Origin of the sequence: Methanocaldococcus indicus, from assembly GCF_049554935.1 — an archaeon.
Lineage (GTDB): Archaea > AGJL01 > Methanococci > Methanococcales > Methanocaldococcaceae > Methanocaldococcus > Methanocaldococcus indicus.
On the sequence record NZ_CP186926.1, the window covers coordinates 537103 to 556988 of the forward strand.

General features: G+C 26.9%; 13 protein-coding genes. 6 read left to right on the forward strand and 7 right to left on the reverse strand.

Going from position 1 to position 19886, the window contains the following annotated elements; genetic code table 11:
* Nucleotides 1–70 precede the first annotated feature (70 nt).
* From hemL to ACPB8Q_RS03070, 3 genes are all read right to left on the reverse strand, one after another.
* On the reverse strand, nt 71–1351 hold the full coding sequence (gene hemL, locus ACPB8Q_RS03060; RefSeq protein ID WP_423793207.1) for a glutamate-1-semialdehyde 2,1-aminomutase: 1281 nt from the start codon (nt 1349–1351) through the stop codon (nt 71–73).
* A gap of 121 nt (nt 1352–1472) precedes the next feature.
* A complete protein-coding gene (locus tag ACPB8Q_RS03065; RefSeq protein WP_423793208.1) occupies nt 1473–1802 on the reverse strand; it encodes a transposase in 330 nt (109 codons plus the stop codon).
* A 187-nt stretch (nt 1803–1989) separates the two neighbouring features.
* On the reverse strand, nt 1990–3600 hold the full coding sequence (locus ACPB8Q_RS03070) for a M48 family metalloprotease (RefSeq protein WP_423793209.1): 1611 nt from the start codon (nt 3598–3600) through the stop codon (nt 1990–1992).
* A gap of 96 nt (nt 3601–3696) precedes the next feature.
* On the opposite strand from ACPB8Q_RS03070, the gene ACPB8Q_RS03075 reads away from it, so the two are divergent.
* Complete coding sequence (locus tag ACPB8Q_RS03075) at nt 3697–6681, forward strand: AAA family ATPase (RefSeq protein ID WP_423793210.1); 2985 nt, start codon at nt 3697–3699, stop codon at nt 6679–6681.
* 5 nt (nt 6682–6686) lie between these two features.
* Here ACPB8Q_RS03075 and ACPB8Q_RS03080 read toward each other — a convergent pair whose 3' ends face one another.
* Nucleotides 6687–7577 carry a selenium metabolism-associated LysR family transcriptional regulator gene (locus tag ACPB8Q_RS03080; protein ID WP_423793211.1) on the reverse strand — a complete coding sequence of 297 codons (891 nt, stop codon included), beginning with the start codon at nt 7575–7577 and terminating at the stop codon, nt 6687–6689.
* Between the two features lie 225 nt (nt 7578–7802).
* On the opposite strand from ACPB8Q_RS03080, the gene ACPB8Q_RS03085 reads away from it, so the two are divergent.
* The 4 genes from ACPB8Q_RS03085 (at nt 7803) to ACPB8Q_RS03100 (ending at nt 14771) form a co-directional block, all read left to right on the forward strand.
* Nucleotides 7803–9041: an FprA family A-type flavoprotein gene (locus ACPB8Q_RS03085; protein ID WP_423793212.1), complete on the forward strand. Its 1239-nt coding sequence runs from the start codon at nt 7803–7805 to the stop codon at nt 9039–9041.
* Between the two features lie 345 nt (nt 9042–9386).
* Complete coding sequence (locus ACPB8Q_RS03090; RefSeq protein WP_423793213.1) at nt 9387–10847, forward strand: MFS transporter; 1461 nt, start codon at nt 9387–9389, stop codon at nt 10845–10847.
* 88 nt (nt 10848–10935) lie between these two features.
* Entirely contained in the window at nt 10936–12939 is a 2004-nt protein-coding gene (locus ACPB8Q_RS03095; protein WP_423793214.1) for a molybdopterin oxidoreductase family protein, read from the forward strand.
* Nucleotides 12924–14771: a Coenzyme F420 hydrogenase/dehydrogenase, beta subunit C-terminal domain gene (locus ACPB8Q_RS03100; RefSeq protein ID WP_423793215.1), complete on the forward strand. Its 1848-nt coding sequence runs from the start codon at nt 12924–12926 to the stop codon at nt 14769–14771. Before ACPB8Q_RS03095 ends, ACPB8Q_RS03100 begins: the two co-directional genes overlap by 16 nt.
* A 13-nt stretch (nt 14772–14784) precedes the next feature.
* Here the strand turns inward: ACPB8Q_RS03100 and ilvE are convergent, their stop codons facing one another.
* On the reverse strand, nt 14785–15645 hold the full coding sequence (gene ilvE / locus ACPB8Q_RS03105; RefSeq protein ID WP_423793216.1) for a branched-chain-amino-acid transaminase: 861 nt from the start codon (nt 15643–15645) through the stop codon (nt 14785–14787).
* A 135-nt stretch (nt 15646–15780) separates the two neighbouring features.
* On the opposite strand from ilvE, the gene metG reads away from it, so the two are divergent.
* Nucleotides 15781–17721, forward strand: a complete 1941-nt coding sequence (gene metG, locus ACPB8Q_RS03110) for a methionine--tRNA ligase (protein ID WP_423793217.1) — start codon at nt 15781–15783, stop codon at nt 17719–17721.
* 12 nt (nt 17722–17733) lie between these two features.
* On the opposite strand, the gene apgM is transcribed toward metG, so the two are convergent.
* The gene (gene apgM / locus ACPB8Q_RS03115) at nt 17734–19020 is read right to left on the reverse strand and encodes a 2,3-bisphosphoglycerate-independent phosphoglycerate mutase (RefSeq protein ID WP_423793218.1); all 1287 of its coding nucleotides are present in this window, start codon (nt 19018–19020) and stop codon (nt 17734–17736) included.
* Nucleotides 19021–19061: 41 nt separating this feature from the next.
* A complete protein-coding gene (locus tag ACPB8Q_RS03120; protein WP_423793398.1) occupies nt 19062–19886 on the reverse strand; it encodes a hypothetical protein in 825 nt (274 codons plus the stop codon).

The window sequence follows — 19886 nt, forward strand, 5'->3', positions numbered from 1 at the left end:
TTTACTAAATATATTAAAAAATATTATTGAACTATTATTAAATTTAGAGAGAATAATTAAATACTTAGATTTATTCTAATTCTTTAAACACATCTTCCATAGCCTTTATTGTTTTATCAACAACTTCATCATCATGTTTTATTGATGTAAAGCAACATTCAAATTGAGAAGGAGGAATAAAAATACTTCTCTTTAACATCCCCCAGAAGTACTTCATGAATCTATCAACATTGCTTTGCTTAGCAATCTCATAATTCAAAACTTCTTTATCATTAAAGTATATTTGGAACATTGAAGCTATTTGATAAACCTTAGCTGGAATATTGTATTTATCAGCCAACTCTCTTAAAGTATCTGCCAATATTTTAGCTACTTTCTCTGTTTGTTTGTAAAAATTATCATCTAACTGTTCAAGTGTAGCAATTCCAGCTGTTATTGAAATTGGATTTCCATTGAATGTTCCAGCTTGATATACACTACCTAATGGAGAGAAGTTATCCATTATTTCCTCTTTTCCTACAATTGCTCCAATTGGGAAACCTCCTCCTAATATCTTTCCTAAAGTTGCTAAATCAGGAACTACTCCAAAATATTCCTGAGCACCTCCTTTGGATAATCTAAATCCTGTTATAACTTCATCAAAAATTAATAATATGTCATTTTCTTCTGTTATTTCTCTTAAAAATTTTAAATAACCTTCTTTTGGTAATATACATCCAACATTACCCATTACTGGCTCAACTATTATACATGCTAAATCATCCTTATGCTCTTTGACAGCTCTCTCAACTGCTTCCTCATCATTGAAAGGAACTAAAATTGTGTTTTTTGTAGTTTCCTCTGGGATTCCTGCTGAGTTAGGTATCCCCAATGTTAATGAGCCACTCCCACTCTTAACTAATACATAGTCATGAGCCCCATGATATGCTCCATCAAACTTAATAATCTTTTTCTTTTTTGTATATCCCCTTGCTAATCTTATAGCAGACATTGTTGCTTCAGTCCCAGAATTAACAAATCTAACCTTCTCAGCACATGGAACACAATCAACTATCATCTTAGCTAAAATAATCTCCTTCTCTGTAGGACAACCATAAGAAAATCCTTTATAAAGTTGTTCTTCAACAGCTTTAGCAACTTTTTCATTTGCATGTCCTAAAACCATTGGACCATAAGCTAAACAATAATCAATATATTTATTACCATCAACATCAAATAAATAGCAATCCTTAGCTTTCTCAACAAAAAAAGGATATGGCTTTATATATCTAACTGGACTATTTACCCCTCCAACTAAATACTTTTTAGCCTCTTCAAATAATTTTTTTGATTTTTCTATATTTAATTGCATTTTTATCACCATACTTTATTTGATTATTTTTAACATAAAATTACCTAATTAATATTTTATACTATTCAGCAGAGGTTGTCGAAAAATTATAGGATGGAAAAAATTTAGTAATACTGATAGGTTAGAATATATAAGTAAGTGATAAGATATTATGAGAAATTGCGGTTGATAATAAACAAATATCTCTACTTTTTTCTAATTTCTCGTTTAATTTTAGTCTGTCTTTTGTTTCAAATCCTCCAAATATCGCTTCAATAACTCCTCTAAGTTTATATATCTCTTCATTAAAAAATTCTCTCGCTTTTTTTCTGAATTTATTTTCTTTACATTTGTGTTTAAACTCTCTTATTTTTATTATTGGTTTTATTTCGTTATTAAACAAAAATTTAAGTAATTCAACATTATCATATGCACCATCAGCTAATAAATAATCTGATTTGAAATTATTCAATTGTTTTTAACATTTTTAGTAACGTAGTACTATCTGAGCTGTATCCACCACCTCGTTGAGCTATATCTATTGAAATAATTCCATAATCCCTAAAATAACACGACAAAATGTGTAATTTCTCCTCCGCTCATATTTTTTAATACTACCTTCCACATTTTTATGTTTTTTCGACAACCTTATTTTATTTTTAGTTTATTTTTTGACACTCTTCTAATTCTTTATAAGCTTCATCCATAATAATTTTAATTTCATTTTCTGGAATGTTAAATTCTTTTTGAATATATTTTATTCTATCTTTTAAAGAAGGATGAGTCATAAAAATATTTAAGACACCTTCTTTTGGAATGTACGAAGCAAAGTGTATCTTAGATAATGCTTTAATATATATTTTTGGTTCAACTACTTTTGTAGCCAATAAATCAGCATCTTTTTCTATTCTCCTAGATATATATCTGCAAATAAGATAATCTAGAAAGTAAGAGATTAAAAATATGCTCATAAATATTACAGGACCCTCAAAATTAATAACTTTTAATAGATATATAGCAATAGAATAAATGACAGCTCCAATGATTATAAAGCCAATAAATCCAATTTTTATATGCATTCTTTTTTTGTGTGCTAATTCATGGGCAATTATTGCTTTTAACTCATCATCAGATAAAATTTCCAATAATTTTGAAGTTATTATTAACTTCTCTTTAAAAAGACCTTCAACAAAAGCATTTGCTACACTACTTTTTATAATCTCAATTTTTTTGAAAGGTTTAACATTTAATTTTTCAGATATTTCATTAACCATAGTCTTAATCTTGTTCAATTTATCCTTATCTTCCACATAATTTGAAATTTTTAATAATCTTAACACTGAATTAATAATTTTAAAAAATGCTTCTGCAACAAAATAATAAAATGTTATCCAAAATGCAACTCTTAAAACCACTGGAAGTTTATAAAACTCATTTTTAAATGGTTTTATTATTATATCTGGTATATTATATAATATCATTAAAAATATTAAAATCATTGGAGCAAACATCAATAATAAGGATAATGCTACTATTAATGGAGATTTTTTTATTTCTTTTTCAAAATCTTCCTTATTTTTTGTTGAAAAAAACTTAACCATGTTTTTTGCTGATAATACTGGTGGTAATATAACAAAGAATAGCAGAATAAATATGTATATTAACATAGATAATTCTAAGCTTATATTTAGTATATATGCAAAAAATATTGGAGCATCACAATATATTAATGTAATTAAAAAAATTCCTGCTATATACAAAGAATATATGAACATTGACCTGGTGTATTTTTTCATAACTTTTGATTTTTCTTTTATAGATGTTGCTTTATTTTTAAATAATTTATTTAAATATTTGGTATAATATACTACACCAACAATCATTGAAAAAATTCCTAGGATAAGAAGAGATATTGAGAAGTAATTATATGAATATTTAACATCAATAATCCCATTTTTTACTTTATAACTATCTATCTTTAAAAAATTTGATGATTCAACTTTATTTACTTTGAAATTTCCTATAGGTGATAAATTGTAAATTAACTGTTTGTGTTCTTTATCTAATGGAACCTTTAAGTTAAACTTATAAGTACCATTCTCTTCAAACTTATAAATATCTAAATAATTTAAATTATTTATCTTTGCAGATATATTTTTTTCGGAACTAATTTTTATCCATCCATAATTATCAATATACACACTAACATTAATTCCAAAATTATAGCTAATTACAAACAATACAAGTAAAAAATATAAAATTTTTCTCATATTAATATCACCAATAGTTTTATAGATTAAATATTGAATATAATCAAAATTATATATATTATATATATAAGATTACTTAAAAAAGAATGTGAGAGTATGATTGTAGAGAGTATAAGTTTAATGAACTTTAAAAGCCATAAAAGTAGTGAAATTAAATTTAATAAGGGAGTTGTTGTAATAGTTGGAGATAATGGAGCTGGAAAATCCTCAATATTTGAGGCCTTATATTTTGCACTATTTGGAAAATTACAAGACCAAACAATTGAAGAAATTATAACAAAAGGGAAAAATAGAGTTAGAGTAGTTGTAGAGTTTAGTGTTAATGGAAATAAATATAAGATTATAAGAGAAAGAGAGAAGAGAGGAAGAAATATTGATTTCTTGTATAAAAATGGGAAATTAATTGCAAGAACTGCAAGGGATGTTAATAGAGAAATAGAAAACATTTTGGGAGTTGATAAAGATATATTCTTAAATTCAATTTATATAAAGCAAGGAGAGATAGCTAAATTTTTGTATGAAACTCCTGCTAGAAGAAAGGAAATGATTGCAAAACTTTTGAATTTAGATAGCTATGAAAAATGCTATGAAAAATTAAAAGATGTTATAAAAGATTATGAATTAAAGTATAATCAACTAAATGAAAAGATAAAGATTTATGAAAAATATAAAAAAGATTTAGATAATAAAAAAGAGGAATTAGATAAACTAAGAAATGAAAAGGAAGATTTAGAAAAAGTAGTAGAAGAAATTAACAAAAAGAAGTTAGAAGTTGAAAATAAACTAAATATTCTTTTAGAGAAAAAATCAAAATATGAGAAATTTTTAAATAAATTAGAGCTTAGATTTTTAGAAATTGAAAAAAAAGAGGATAAACTAAATAGATACAAAAAAATTTTAAATGACTATAATTTCTACAACAATGAAACTGAAAAATTAAGACCATATTATAAAGAATATTTGAATATAAAAAATAATTTGAGTAATTTACAAAATGAATTAAAAAAATTAGAAAAAGATTATTATGAATATCTAAAACTATATGGAAACTATGAACAACTTTTAAAAGAATATGAAAAATATAAAAATCTTAACTTTGATGAGAAAAATGTTGAAGATGAAATAAAACATTTAAAAAATAGAAAAGATAATTTACTTGAAATAAAAAACAAAATAATGGAATACAATAACTTAAAAACTAAATTAGATGAATATAACAAACATAAGGAAATTTTAGATAAGTTAGAAGATAATTATAATGAATATATAAAAATTAAAGATGAGTTGGAAAACATTTCAAAAATTAAAGATGAATATATAAAAATATGTGAAAAAGAGAATAACTTAAAAGAAAAATTAAAAGATTTGGAAAGGAAAATAAATGAGCTAAATGATAAACTAAAAAATTATAATGAAGAAGAAATAAAAAATAAATTAAAAGAGATAGAAAAACTAAAAGAAGAAAAAGAGATAATACAGAAAGAAATTGAAAACTTAAAAGCTAAAAAAGGAGCTATTGAAAATGAAATTAAAAATATAAAAAAGATACTAAATGAGTTGAAAGATGTTAAAAATGTATGTCCTTTATGCAAAACTCCAATAAATGAAGATAAGAAAATAAAACTTATAAAAGAGTATGAAAAAGAGTTAAATAACTATAACAATGAACTAACTAAAATTGAAAATAAGATTAAAGAACTAACTAATAAAATTGAATATATAAATAACTATATAAACAAAGAAATTGAGTATATCAATCTTTTAAATACTATTCAAAAGCTAAAAGAGGATATACATAACTTAGAAAGTGAAAAAAATAGATTAATTAAAGAATTAGATAATTTAACCAAAGAAAAAGAAAAATATAATATCAATGGAAAAAACATTATTGAGTATATAGATGAGTTAAGCAACAAATTAAAAAACTTAGAGGATGATTATAAAAACTATATAACCTCTGAGCAATTTATTAAAAGTGTTGATTTTGATAAAATTAAGGAAGAATATAATAATTTATATAACTATATTAAGGACTACTTGAATTTAAATATTGATGAAGAAATAAAGAACATTGATAAAAAAATAGAAGAAAAAAATAACCTCTTAAATAATATTAGAAGAAAAATTGAAATAGAAAAGGAAATAAGTGAAATTAAAAATAAATTAAATTTATTAAAAGATAATTATAATAAATATTTAGAAGTTAGAAAGGAGATTGAGAAATTAAATAAAAAACTTGATGAGTTAGAGGAACCTTATAAAGACTATACAAAATACAAAAGTTTATTAGATGAAATAATTAGAAACTATGGAAATATAGATAATATAAAAAATAAAATATCTTCTCTTGAGAATGAACTTAATGAACTAAACTTAAAAATAGATGTTATTAAGAAAAACTTAGAAAAACACCTATATAGTGAGATTGAAATTGAAAAAGTAAATAAAGAACATGATGAATTAGATAAAATTTATAATAATAAAAAATCTAAATTAGACGAAATTAGAGGTAGAATAGAGACTATCAAAAAGGATATTGAAGAATTAGAATCCAAATTAAATGAACTTAACAATCTATACAAAGAAAAAGAAAAATTAGAAAAATTTATTAACTACCTAAAAAAAGTTAGAGAAATTTTTGGTAAAGATAAGTTCCAAAGATATTTAAGGATGATATATATCCCAACAATTAAAAAATATATGTTTGAAATCTTTGAGAATTTTGACTTAAACTATCCATATATAAATATTGATGAAAACTTTGATATACAACTACAAACACCAACAGGAGATTATCTATCATTTAAAAATTTAAGTGGAGGAGAGCAGATAGCTGTTGCTCTATCTTTAAGATTGGCAATTGCTAAGGCATTAGTTAAAAATATTGGTTGTTTAATAGTTGATGAGCCAACAGTTCATTTAGATGAAGATAGAAGAGCTAAACTAATTGAAATATTTAATAATGTAAAAAATATTCCCCAACTTGTTATTATTTCCCACCATAAAGAGATTGAAGACATAGCACACCAAGTAATCCTTGTTGAAAAAATTGGAGGATATTCTAATGTAAGAGTTATTTAAGTTACTTAAATTTTTGTTATAAAGTCCCAGAAAGATTTTACTGCACTTGGGTTTTTTGTTTTTTTATTTTTAACTAAATATAAATTCCTAACAAGTTCTAAATCTTTTATTGGGACTATTTTTACTAATCCTGCATTTTCAGCTTTTTTTGCTGGAATCTCTGATATTACACTCACTCCATAACCTTCTGAAACAGCTGTTATAACAGCTGAACTACTTCCCAACTTCATAATAACATTTAAATCCATCTCTGAATAGCCTTTTTCATTTAAAGCTTTAATAAATATTTCTCTTGTTCCAGAACCTTCCTCTCTATCTATAAAGTCCTCTTTTAAAATATCTTCAATAGTTGCATATCCTTTTTTAGCTAATTCATGGTTAGGAGGAACTATCAACACTAACCTATCCTTCCCAATTACTGTATATTCATAACTATCATCTAATAGATAACCAACAGCAGCTATATCAGCAAGACCTTCATTTAAAGCTTTAAAACATTTTTTAGAATCTTCAATAGTTATCTCAAATTTTACATTAGGATATTTTTCAATATACTCCTTTATTAATGATGGTAAAATATGTTCTCCTGGTGTTGTTGAAGCATAAACTCTTATAACTCCTTCTGGATTTGAATACATTGATTTCATTAACATTTTAGCTTCATTTAACAATTCCAAAATTTTTTTACTTCTTTCATATAATATCTCTCCCTCTGGTGTAAGCTCAACTCCTTCTGGAGTTCTTAAAAATAATTGAACATCAAAATATTTCTCTAAAGCAGATATATGATTACTTACAGTCCCTTGAGTAATGTTTAGCTGTTTAGCAGCTTTTGAGAAACTTTTTGTTTCACTTGCTACGATAAATGTTTTAAAATAGCTAATCTTAGGGTCCATAATTTCTCACCAAGAAAATTAATAACTATTAGGAAATTTAATAGAGCTTATATATAAAATTAATTGTCACATTTGTTATCCTATTTTAAAATTATGACGATTTTAGTATTCCTTCATCAATAAGGATTACAAAAATCAAACCGATATTATAATATACCAATCAACTTAAGAATATATTAACGTAAATTTTAAAAAAGAAAAAAATTGTAATTAAAAGGTGAAAATATGAAAGCAGATGCAATAAAAATAGCTGACAGAGTATATTGGGTTGGAGTTTTAGATTGGGATATAAGAAAGTACCATGGATATACATTAAAAGGAACTACCTACAACGCATACTTAGTATTTGGAGATGACAAAGTTGCTATTATTGACAATACATATCCAGGAACATCTGCACAAATGTGGGGAAGAATAAAAGATGCATTTGAAAAAGAAGGTAGAGATTTAAAAATTGATGTTATAGTACAAAACCATGTTGAAAAAGACCACTCAGGAGCTTTACCAGAGTTACACAAAAAATTCCCAGATGCTCCAATATACTGTACAGAAGTAGCTGTTGAAGGTTTGAAAAAGCACTATCCATCATTAGCAAATGCACCATTTAAAGTAGTTAAAAGCTTAGATAGTGTAGATTTAGGAGGAGCTACATTAACATTCTTAGAAGCTCCATTATTACACTGGCCAGATTCAATGTTCACCTTCTATGCAGAAGAAGGAATTTTATTCTCAAATGATGCATTTGGACAACACTTATGTTTCCCAGCTCACATGAGATTTGATAAAGATATTCCAGAATATGTCTTAATGGATGCTAATAAAAAGTTCTATGCAAACTTAATAACTCCATTATCCAAATTAGTATTAAAGAAATTTGAAGAAGTTACTAACTTAGGATTATTAGAAAAAATAAAAATGATAGCTCCATCACATGGACAAATCTGGACAGACCCAATGAAAGTTATTAAAGCATATCAAGACTTTGCTACTGGAAAAGCTGCTAAGGATAAAGCAGTTATCATCTATGACACAATGCACTACTCAACACAAAAAATGGCACATGCTTATGCAGAAGGTTTAATGAGTGAAGGAATAGAAGTAGTAATGTACTTCTTACACTATGATGAAAGAAGTGAAATAGTTAAAGATATATTAGATGCAAAAGCTGTCTTATTTGGAACACCAACAATCTATGATGAACCATATCCATCATTAGGAGATATTATCTACTATTTAAGAGGATTGAAATTTAACAGAACAGGATTCAAGAGATTAGCATTAGTCTTTGGTTCAATGGGAGGTAATGGAGGAGGAGTTGATATATTAGCAGAAGAAGTTGCAAAATGTGGATTTGAAGTAGTTGATAAAAATGAGTTATACTATGTCCCAACAGAAGATGAATTAACAAACTGCTACATGCAAGGTAAAGAATTAGGTAAAAAAATTAAAGAAATGAAAATCTAAATTATTTTAATTTTCAAGAAAATTATTCATAAATTTTTTTAACTATCTATTTTTTTATCTATTTTTATTTCTAATAAAATTAAAATTCAGTATTATTATATCTTATTTTTACTGTCCATTACTTATTACAAATTATACAATACAGTATTAACACTTATTAAGATTTATAAAGTTTAGTATTATTTATTATATCATTCTCATACTTAAACTCAATAAATAGTTTTATATACTATATTTATAATTATAGGTAATAGCTTTCCTATATCCTTATGTTATATGTTTTAAATTTTTACAAAATTGTAGGAAATGGGTATCCTATAACATAGGAAATAGGAAGGTGGTAATATGAATTTAAAAAATCAAAAAAAAGAAAAAGAAAAAAAAGTTAAAAAAGTAGATATAATTAAGGCTTTAAAAAGTGGAGATATAAAAACACTAATAGCTTCTTTATTATACTTTGATACAGGATTTATGGTGTGGTTGCTATTTGGACCAGCTTTGGGGTTATTCATAGCTCAAGAGCTTGGATTATCTCCAGCTGAAAAAGGGTTTATGGTTGCTGTTCCTATCTTAGCAGCTGCTTTATTTAGAATTCCATTTGGGTATATGTATCAAGCAATTGATGGAAAATATATAGCCCTAGCAGGAATTTTGTTATCTGCTTTACCAATTTTATATGTTAATTTATTCCCAATTGACTATACCACACTACTTGTATTAGGTGCTTTTTTAGGAATTGGTGGAGCAAGTTTTGCAATTGCTTTACCTATGGCTGGAAGTAATTATCCAAAACAGTATCAAGGTTTAGTTTTAGGACTTGCAGCTGCTGGTAATTTAGGAGCAATGATGGATGGTATGGTTTTTCCACCATTAGCAGAGATGTATGGATGGAGAAAAGCAGCTTTAGTTGCATTATTGTTTTTAGCTATTTCATTTATTCTATGTTGGAAATGGATTAAAGACAGTTCTCCAAAAAAACCAGAATTAAAAATAAAATCAATTTTAAACTTTGTAATAACTTTTGTATCATTTATTGTTGTTACATTACTGTTGTATAGTGGTGTAATTGGTATAAGTGGAAAGTTTGGACTCTTACTCCTTCCAATAATAGTTTGGATTATTTCAATAGCACTATTGTCCTCAGATTATAGAAATGCACTTAAAAAGAAAGACCCTTGGGTATTTATGCTATTCTATGCCCTAACATTTGGAGGATTCGTAGGGATGTCTGGTTCAGTTGCATTTATAATAAATAGTCAGTATGGTTTTGACCCTGTATTAGCAGGATTAACTATGGCATTACTTTCATTTACAGGTGCATTAATTAGACCTATTGGTGGATGGATTTCAGATATAATAGGAGGAGTTAGAGTTTTATTAGCAGTATTTTTAACAATAGCATTTTGTGATTTAGTTTTAGGAATATTTATTCCTCCTGCAATTATTGGAATACCATTATTATGGTTATTATTTGCAGCATTTGGTTTAGGTAATGGAGCAGTATTCCAATTAGTTCCACTAAGATGGCCAAGAGCAACAGGTATGGCAACAGGATTAATTGGAGCTGCAGGAGGAATAGGAGGATTTTACTTATCTTCAACTATGGGATTAGCTAAAGAATTAACAGGTAGTTATGGGCCAGGATATATAATCTTTGGAATATTAGCATTATTAGCATTTGGAATACTCTATTTACTTAGAAATGAATATATGGAGTGGGGATTTGTTAAACATCATGAAGAAGAAATTTTTGAGTCTAATAAGTTAGATACAAATGTAGTTTTACAATATCAATCTAAAAGATAACTCTAAATTCATATAACTCATTTTTCATAATATCTTTTTTATTTAAATTATTATTTTGAGAAGAATAAATTTTTAAGGTGATGTTTTTATGATAAAAACACAATGTCCTTACTGTGGATGTGGCTGTGGATTAATTATTGAGAAAAAAAATGGAGAAATAAAAATTAAAGGAAATAGAGAACATCCTGCAAGTAAAGGTAGTATATGTATAAAAGCTGTTAAATTACCTAAAACCTTAGATAAGAATAGATTAGATAAGGTATTATATAGAGAGTCAAAAAATGAAGATTTTAGAGAAATTAGTTGGGATTCAGCTTATGAAATATTAAAAGAAAAACTAACTAATCTATCTCCTAATGAAATCTATTTTTATATCTCTGGCCAGTTATTGACAGAAGAAATGTATGTTATAAACAAGTTTGTAAAAGGATTCTTAAAAACTAACAATATTGATTCTAATTCAAGATTGTGTGTTGCAAGTGCAGTAACAGCATACAAAATGGCTTTTGGTTCTGATGGACTACCAGGATGTAATGATGACATAGATGATGCAGATTGTTTTATCTTTGTTGGTTCTAATGCTGCTATTGCTCATCCAGGAATTTTTAGAAGAATTATAAAAAAGAAAGATAAAGAAATTGTTGTTATTGATTTTAGATATACTGAAACGGCCAAATATGCTGACAAATGGATTCCAATAAAAGCAGGAACAGATGTAGCTCTTTTTAATTCAATACTCTATATTCTATATAAAGAGAACAAAATATACTGGAATTTTATAAAAAAATATACTGATGGATTTGACAAAGTTTTGGAAGTCATAAAAAATTATCCACCTGAAAAAGTTGCCAAGTTGTGTGAAATTTCTGAGGAAGACATATACTATTTAGCTAATCTTTATGCAAATAAAAAGAAAGTTCTTACTTTTTGGAGTATGGGTATTAATCAATCTACAAATGGAACAATGAAAGCTCTTTCAATAATCAATGTGCATCTTGCAACAGGAAGATTAAATGATAGAGGTTGTCCTTTTTCTCTAACTGGACAATCTAATGCAATGGGAGGTAGGGAAGTAGGATATCTATCTAATGGACTACCAGGTTTTAGAGATGTTAGGAACAAAGAGGATAGAGAATTTGTAGAAAAATTTTGGGGTATTGAAGCTGGCTCAATCAAAGATAAACCTGGATTATCAATAACAGAAGCAGTAGATAAAATTTTAGATGGAGAAATAAAATTTATTTGGATTGTTTGCACAAATCCAGCAGTTTCTATGGCTAATTTAAATAAATTTATAAAGGCCTTAAAAAAAGAGGATGTATTTGTTGTAGTTCAGGATGCATACTTTACAGATACTGTTAAGTTGGCCAATCTTGCTCTTCCAGCTGCTCAATGGGGAGAAAAAGATGGTGTTATGACAGGAGGAGATAGAGTAGTTACATACTGCCAAAAATTTAGAGAAACAAAATATAAGCCTGATTGGAAAATTTTTGCTGAATTAGCTAAAAAAATGGGATTTGAAAAATACTTTAACTATAAATCTGCAAGAGACATTTTTGAAGAATTCAAAAAACTTACAAAAGGTAGAATGTGTGACATATCTAATTTTAGTTATGAAGATTTACCTAAAAGATGGGGAAATAAACACCTATATAAAGATTTAAAGTTTAAAACAGAAAATAAAAAAGCCAAATTTATACCAACTGAATTTAAAGAGCCAGAAGACTGGAATAAAGAAGGATTTATAATCTCAACAGGTAGGTTAAAAAAGCATTGGCACACTATGACAAGGACTATCCATATTAAAGAATTTTTAGATGAAATAGAGCCAATAGTTGAAATAAATAAAAAAGATGCCAAAGAATTAGGACTAAATGAAGGAGATATAGTTAAATTGGTGTCTGAAAGAGGAGAAATAATAAGAAAAGTGAAATTTGCAAATATAAAACCGAAACATTTATTTACCCCATTTGGATATAATAGGAACGTAACAAAGTATCAAACAAACCAGATAACAACTGATAAGTCAGACCCATATTCAAAAGAACCAGAGTTGAAATTTAGTAAGGTGAAAATATGGAATGGAAATTAAATGAAATTGTAAATAATGGATTCTGTGCAGCTTGTTCAATATGTTCTGTTGTATGTCCTAATAATTTAATAGATTTTGATAACAAACCATTTTTAAAAGATGAATGTTTAAGAAAAGGGCATGGAATGTGTTATGAAGTTTGTCCAAGAGTCTCATCTGGAAAGTATCAAATTAAAATTAGAGAAGGATTTAAAGAGGAGTATTATTATGGAAAAGGAGATATAGAAGGACAAGATGGGGGTGTTGTAACTACTTTTTTAAAATATTTAATTGAAAATAAAAAGATTGATGGAGCTATTATTGTAGCAAGAGATGAGTATTGGAAACCTATTTCAATGATAGTTCAGACAGCTGATGACATAATAAAAGGAGCAAAATCAAAATACACAATATCAACTATGGAAGCTTTAAGAAAAGCAGGGGAGTTAGGTTTAAAAAAGGTTGCAGTTGTTGGATTACCTTGCCAAGTTAATGCATTAAGAAAAATTAAATATTTCCCATATCTCTCCAAGCATGATTTTGAATTGGGAAGAGATGGTAAGCCCACAAAATTACCAAAAATTGAGTATTTAATTGGATTATTCTGTATGGAGAAGTTTGAATACAACAACTTTAAAGAAGTTTTAGAAAAACATAATATAAATATAAAAGATGTTAAGAAGTTTGACATTAAAAAAGGAAAGTTGTTAGTCTATTTAGATAATGAAGTTAAAGAGATTAAATTAAGTGAATTTAAAGTATTAGATGGATGTAAAGTTTGTAGAGACTTTACAGCTGAGTTGGCAGATATTTCAGTAGGTTCTGTTGGTTCTCCTGATGGATATTCAACTATCATTATAAGAACTGAGAAAGGAGAAGAAATTAAAAAGGCTATTGAATTAAAAGAAGGAGTTGATATTGAAAAAATAGAAAAATTAAAAGAGAAAAAACTAAAAAGATTTAAAGAAGAAATAAATAGAAGAAAAGAAAATAATGAATTCATCTCATACTATTGGGCTACTGATTATGGAGGAGTTAAAAAAAGAGGAGATGGAAAATTCTTTATAAGAGTTAGAGCTAAGCCAGCAGGATTTTATACAATTGATGAAATAGAAGGAATTTTAAAAGTAGCCAAAAAATACAATGCTGAAATAAAAACAACTGATAGAGGTGGATTTGAGCTTCATAAAGTAGATGGTTATTATATTGATGATATTATAAAAGAATTAAAAGAACTAAACATAACAACTGGCTCTGAAGGTCCATTGGTTAGAGCTGTCTTAGCATGTCCAGGATATTTAAATTGTGGAAATGGTTTAATTGAAACTAAAAAAATAGCTGAAATTATAGAAGAAAAATTTAAAGAGTATCCATCTGAAAATAAATTTAAAATTTCTATAAGTGGATGCCCAAGTATGTGTGTTAGAGCAAATATCCATGATATTGGAATTGTAGGGGTAAAAATTCCAAAAGTAAATGATAAATGTGTTGGATGTGGCAGATGTTATGAAACTTGCCCTGTAGAGGCAATTTATATAAGAGGAGAAACTTCATACACTAACTATAACATCTGTGTTGGATGTGGAAAATGTATTAAAAACTGTCCAAATGAAGGTAGAGAGGCAAAATTTGAAGGATTTAGAATATATATTGGTGGAAAATCCGGAAGAACAGTTTATGAAGGATTCAGTTATTTAATTGAGAGAGATGTAGATAAAGTTTTAAAAATTATTGAAAATACACTAAAAACATATAAGAAATATACAGATAAAGTCCAAAGAGAAAGATTAGCTCATGTCATTAGAAAAGTAGGAGTAGAAAACTTCTTAAAAGAAGTTTTTGATAATATTTAAAAATAAATTTTTTTTATTGAATTTTAATTCCTCTCTTTGTTCTTATTTCTTTAAATTTCTCTCTTAATTTTTTTGTTATTTCTCCAACTTTTTTGTTGTTAATTACTCTACCATCTACTTCAAAAACTGGAACTATCTCAGCTGCTGTTCCAGTTATAAATAATTCATCAGCTGTATATAAATCATGTAGTGTTAAAGGAACTTCTCTAACTTCTATACCTTCCTCCTTAGCCAATTCAATAACAACATCTCTTGTAATTCCTTTTAAAATACTTTGATATTCTGGAGGTGTCTTTAAAACTCCATTTTTAACAACAAATATATTATCTCCTGTTCCTTCAACAACAAAACCTTTATCATCCAATAAAAAAGCTTCATCTACATTTGCATAGTTTGCCTGAATCTTAGCTAATATACTATTTAAATAATTCAAAGATTTAACAGCTGGATTTAAAACATCTACTGGCAATCTTCTAACAGAAACAGTTATAGCTCTAATTCCATCCTCCCCCAACAATGGCTCCATTGGAACAGCTATACAGAAGATAGTTGGTTCTTTACATTTTCTTGGGTCTAATCCTAAATCACCTACACCTCTTGTTACTACTAACCTAATATAAGCATCTTTTAAATTGTTCTCTTTTAGAGTGTTTATAACAACATCAATCATCTCCTCTTTTGTTAGAGGTATATCTAAGCAAATAGATTTTGCAGAATCATACAACCTATCTATATGCTCCTTCAACATAAAAACTACTCCATCATAAGCCCTAATTCCTTCAAATACCCCATCCCCATATAGAAGTCCATGGTCAAAAACAGATATTTTAGCTTCTTCCTTACTAACAAATTTTCCATTTAAATAAATTTTCAAAATTATCACCTCAAATAATTAAATTTGAAAATTATAAATTTAAGAATTACTATTTTAAAAAGTTGAAAGTTAAATATAAAATTAATTGTTTTATTGAATTTATAATAATTTATTTAATTATGATGAGGTGAAAATATGAGATACTTGATAACAACAGCTTTGGCTTATACTAATGGACCATTACATTTAGGGCATGTTAGAAGTACCTACATTCCAGCAGATATTCTATATAAATATTTAAAATTGAAGGGAGAAGATGTTATACATGTTGGAGGAACTGATAACCATGGTGTCCCAATTTTATTAAAAGCTGAAAAAGAAGGTAAAAATCCTGAGGAAATTGTTGAAAAGTATCATAATGAAATAAAAAGGGATTTAGATAGCTTAAATATTGAGTTTGATGCCTTTGGGAAGACACACAGTCCTATACATATAAAAACTGCCCAAGAATTCTTTTTAAAACTTTTAGAAAATGGATATATTTATGAGAAAGAGATAGAGCAGTTTTACTGTGAAAGTTGTAAAAAGTTCCTACCTGATAGATATGTTGAAGGTATATGCCCATACTGTGGTGGAGAAGCAAGAGGAGACCATTGTGAAAGTTGTGGAAGACACTTAGAACCTTATGAATTAAAAGAAGTTAGATGTGTTTTATGTGGAAATAAACCAGTAATAAAGAGAACAAAACACTACTTCTTTAAGTTATCTGCTTTAAAAGAGGAATTAGAGAATTATATAAAAAATTCCAAAGAAATGCCAGAGCATGTAAAAAACTTAGCTTTAAATTGGATTAAAGAATTAAGAGATTGGGACGTTTCAAGAGATATTAGTTGGGGAGTTCCTATCCCAGGAAGTAATCAAGTTATGTATGTTTGGTTAGAAGCTCCAATAGGATATATAAGCTTTACAAAGATGTTGGGAGATATTTGGAAAAAGTATTGGTTAGAGGATTGTAAGATTTACCACTTTATTGGAAAAGATATAACTGTCCATCATGCTGTCTTTTGGCCAGGGATGTTAATAGCTCATGGCTCTTACAACTTACCAACAGCAGTAGTAAGTGGAGGATATTTAACATTAGAAGGAAAAAAGATGAGCACAAGTAAAAACTGGGTTATTTGGGTAAATGATTTTGTTAAATATATTGAGGGAGATTATTTAAGATACTATTTAGTTATGGCAGCTCCTCTCTTTAAAGATTGTGACTTTTCATTTGATGATTTTAAAGCTAAAATAAACAATGAACTAATAAACATTATTGGAAACTTTACACATAGAGTTTTAACATTCACACATAGAAAGTTTAAAGAGATTCCTATTGTTAATGAGGAAGAGTTAAAAGAAGAGGATAAGGGGTTTTTAAAGTTAATAAATAAGACAGTTGAAGATGTAGATAATTTAATTAGAACATTTAAATTTAGAGATGCATTAGTAAAAATCTTACATTTAGCAAGTGAAGGTAATACATACTTCCAAAAGATGGAGCCATGGAATATTAAAGATGATGAAAGATTAAAGCAAATACTATACTGCTGTTGTAAAGCTGTTAAAACTATATCTTATCTACTATATTCCTACATGCCAAACAAATCTAAACAACTTTTAGAGTTAATGAATGAAGAATTAGATTTAAATTTGAGAGGAAATAAATTAAAAAAACCTAAAATTATATTTAAAAAGGTAGATGAAGAGGTTGAAAAATTAAAAAATCTCTTATACTCTAATAAAGATAATAATGGTGAAAAAATGGATTTAATAAGTATAGATGACTTTGCTAAGATTGATTTAAGAGTTGGAAAAATTATAGAAGCAGAAGATATTCCAAAATCTAAAAAATTGTTAAAAGTTATAGTTGATTTGGGTAATGAAAAGAGGCAAATTGTTGCTGGAATTAAAAACTACTATAAACCAGAGGAATTAATTGGAAAAAAAGTTATTATTGTTGCTAATTTAAAACCAGCTAAGTTGTGTGGAGTAAAATCTGAAGGAATGATTTTAGCAGCTGAAGATGATGAAGGTAATGTGAGCTTATTAACATTAGATAGAGATTTAAAAGAAGGTAGTAAAGTTAGATAATTTTTAATTATTTTATTCTTTTAATAGTTCTAACTCATCTTCATTTGGAATATACCTTATTATTTTGCTTCCTGGTTTTAGTGTATATAGAAGAGCTCTATCAGTATAGTTTAATATTAAATGCATTAATTCATCTCCTCTTATTCTCAAATGTCCTAATGAGCATGCTACTTCATTAAATTCATTAACTTCATCAACTCTCACATTCTTTCCATAAAACAGTATTGGGACAGATTCACCAGAATGGATTAAATTACCTCCTGAAGGTGTTGAGTGGTCAGCAGTAATTATTAGCAAGTCATCATCTCTTAATTTTAAATTTTTAAGAGATTTATCAATTTTTTCAATAACTTTAACTTTATTTATTGGATTTTTTGTATGTGCTGCCTCATCTGTCTCTTTTGTATGCAGATGTATAAAATCATAATTTAAATTAGGTATCATCTTCAATCCTTCCTCAAAACTACTAATCTTTATAAAATCAAAGCCCAAATATTTTGCTAAACCCCTAAATAATGAGCTTTCAGCTAATATAACACCTTTCATCCCCCATTTTTCTTTAAAACTTTCAACTTTTTTATATCTTGATGACCATTTTGTTAATAAAAAATTGGCTGGCATTTTATTACTCCTAATTCTTAAAACATTAATTCTATGATTTTTTAGAATTTTATAAACTTTAATTAGATATTTATTTAAGACTTTTGCTGTTTCTTTTGCTTTTTTTAGTTCATCTACATTTTTACATAGTTCCTTAATTGGCTGAACTTTTAAAACATGTCTATTTTTATAAAACGGGTCTGAATCAGAAATTTTTTCAGAGATAAAATTATTTTTTTCAGATATTTTTAAAATAAAATGCACATCAAAAGAATAGTATAATTCAAATTTATATCCATCTAAGTATGTAGGAAAATCATTTATTAACTTCTCAATTTCCTCCTTCTCTATATTTTTTGTTCTTCTATCTAAAACAAGAAATCCTTTTTCATCTTCTTTAACATAGCCTAATGAAGCTCTCAAATATATTGCATTCTCATCAATATCGATATCCTCTCCCAAAGCTTCAATAACTCCTCTACCAGGAAAATCCTCTATTTTATAGCCCCAAAGTAAAAAATGAGCAATCTCTGTTCCTAAAGGAACTCCTTCTTTGTAAGGTATGTATAAGCCACACATACCTTTTTTAGCTAAGTTATCTAAATTTGGAGTTTTTGCATATTGTAGAGGTGTCTTATTATCTAAAATTTCAAATGCTCTATCCCCTAATCCATCCAATAAAATTACTATTGCTCTCATTATTATCTTACATATAATTATTTTTTTATAATTATATTTAACTATATTATATAATTTTTTGTTATTTCAATATAGTTGAAGTTTCCTTTATATCCCTCTTTAACTATATCTATTGAGGAAGGTATTATATATTCATTTAAAAATTTAACAACTTTATCCTTCTCATAAATAACTTTTCCATCTACATCTCTATAATTCTTACTAAAAACACATGAAAACTGTTTTTTTCCTTGCTCCCAATCCTCACCAACTATCTCTTTTATTTTCTTACCTTCTTTAATATTAACTATTGGCATTAACAAATTGATATTAAATTCTTCACAAATCTTTTTATAAGCTGTTAAAACTTCTTCTGTTTGGTCAATTTTAAAATCATTGTCATGGAACAACCTTTCTCCACATATAATTTTATTACCTAACTGTCTTGCTAATGGAATTCTTAAAATTCTTAGATAAGAATGACAACCTATACATGGTGTATAAAATCCATATTTTTTTATTAAGAGAGCTATCCATCTACCATTTAATGCATGCCAGAGTTCTGGCTCAAACATAAAATGTAAAGGTAATAAAATACTATCTTTGTTAATCTCTCTCATCCTTTTATATGTTGTCTCCCAATTTTTGTAGAATATATTTATATCTCCATAATCAGTCCCAGTAAATCCAACAATTGGTAAAACAACATCAATATTGTAGTTTTCAATTGCTTTTATAATAGCTGCTGCACTATCTCTTCCTGAAAATTCACCAATAGCTATTTCACTAAATTTTATATTATGCTCTTCAATTATTTTAATAGTTTCATTAGATAGCTCTAAACTATTAAATGATTTTTTAAAATCAATAAAATTATCAATATCCAT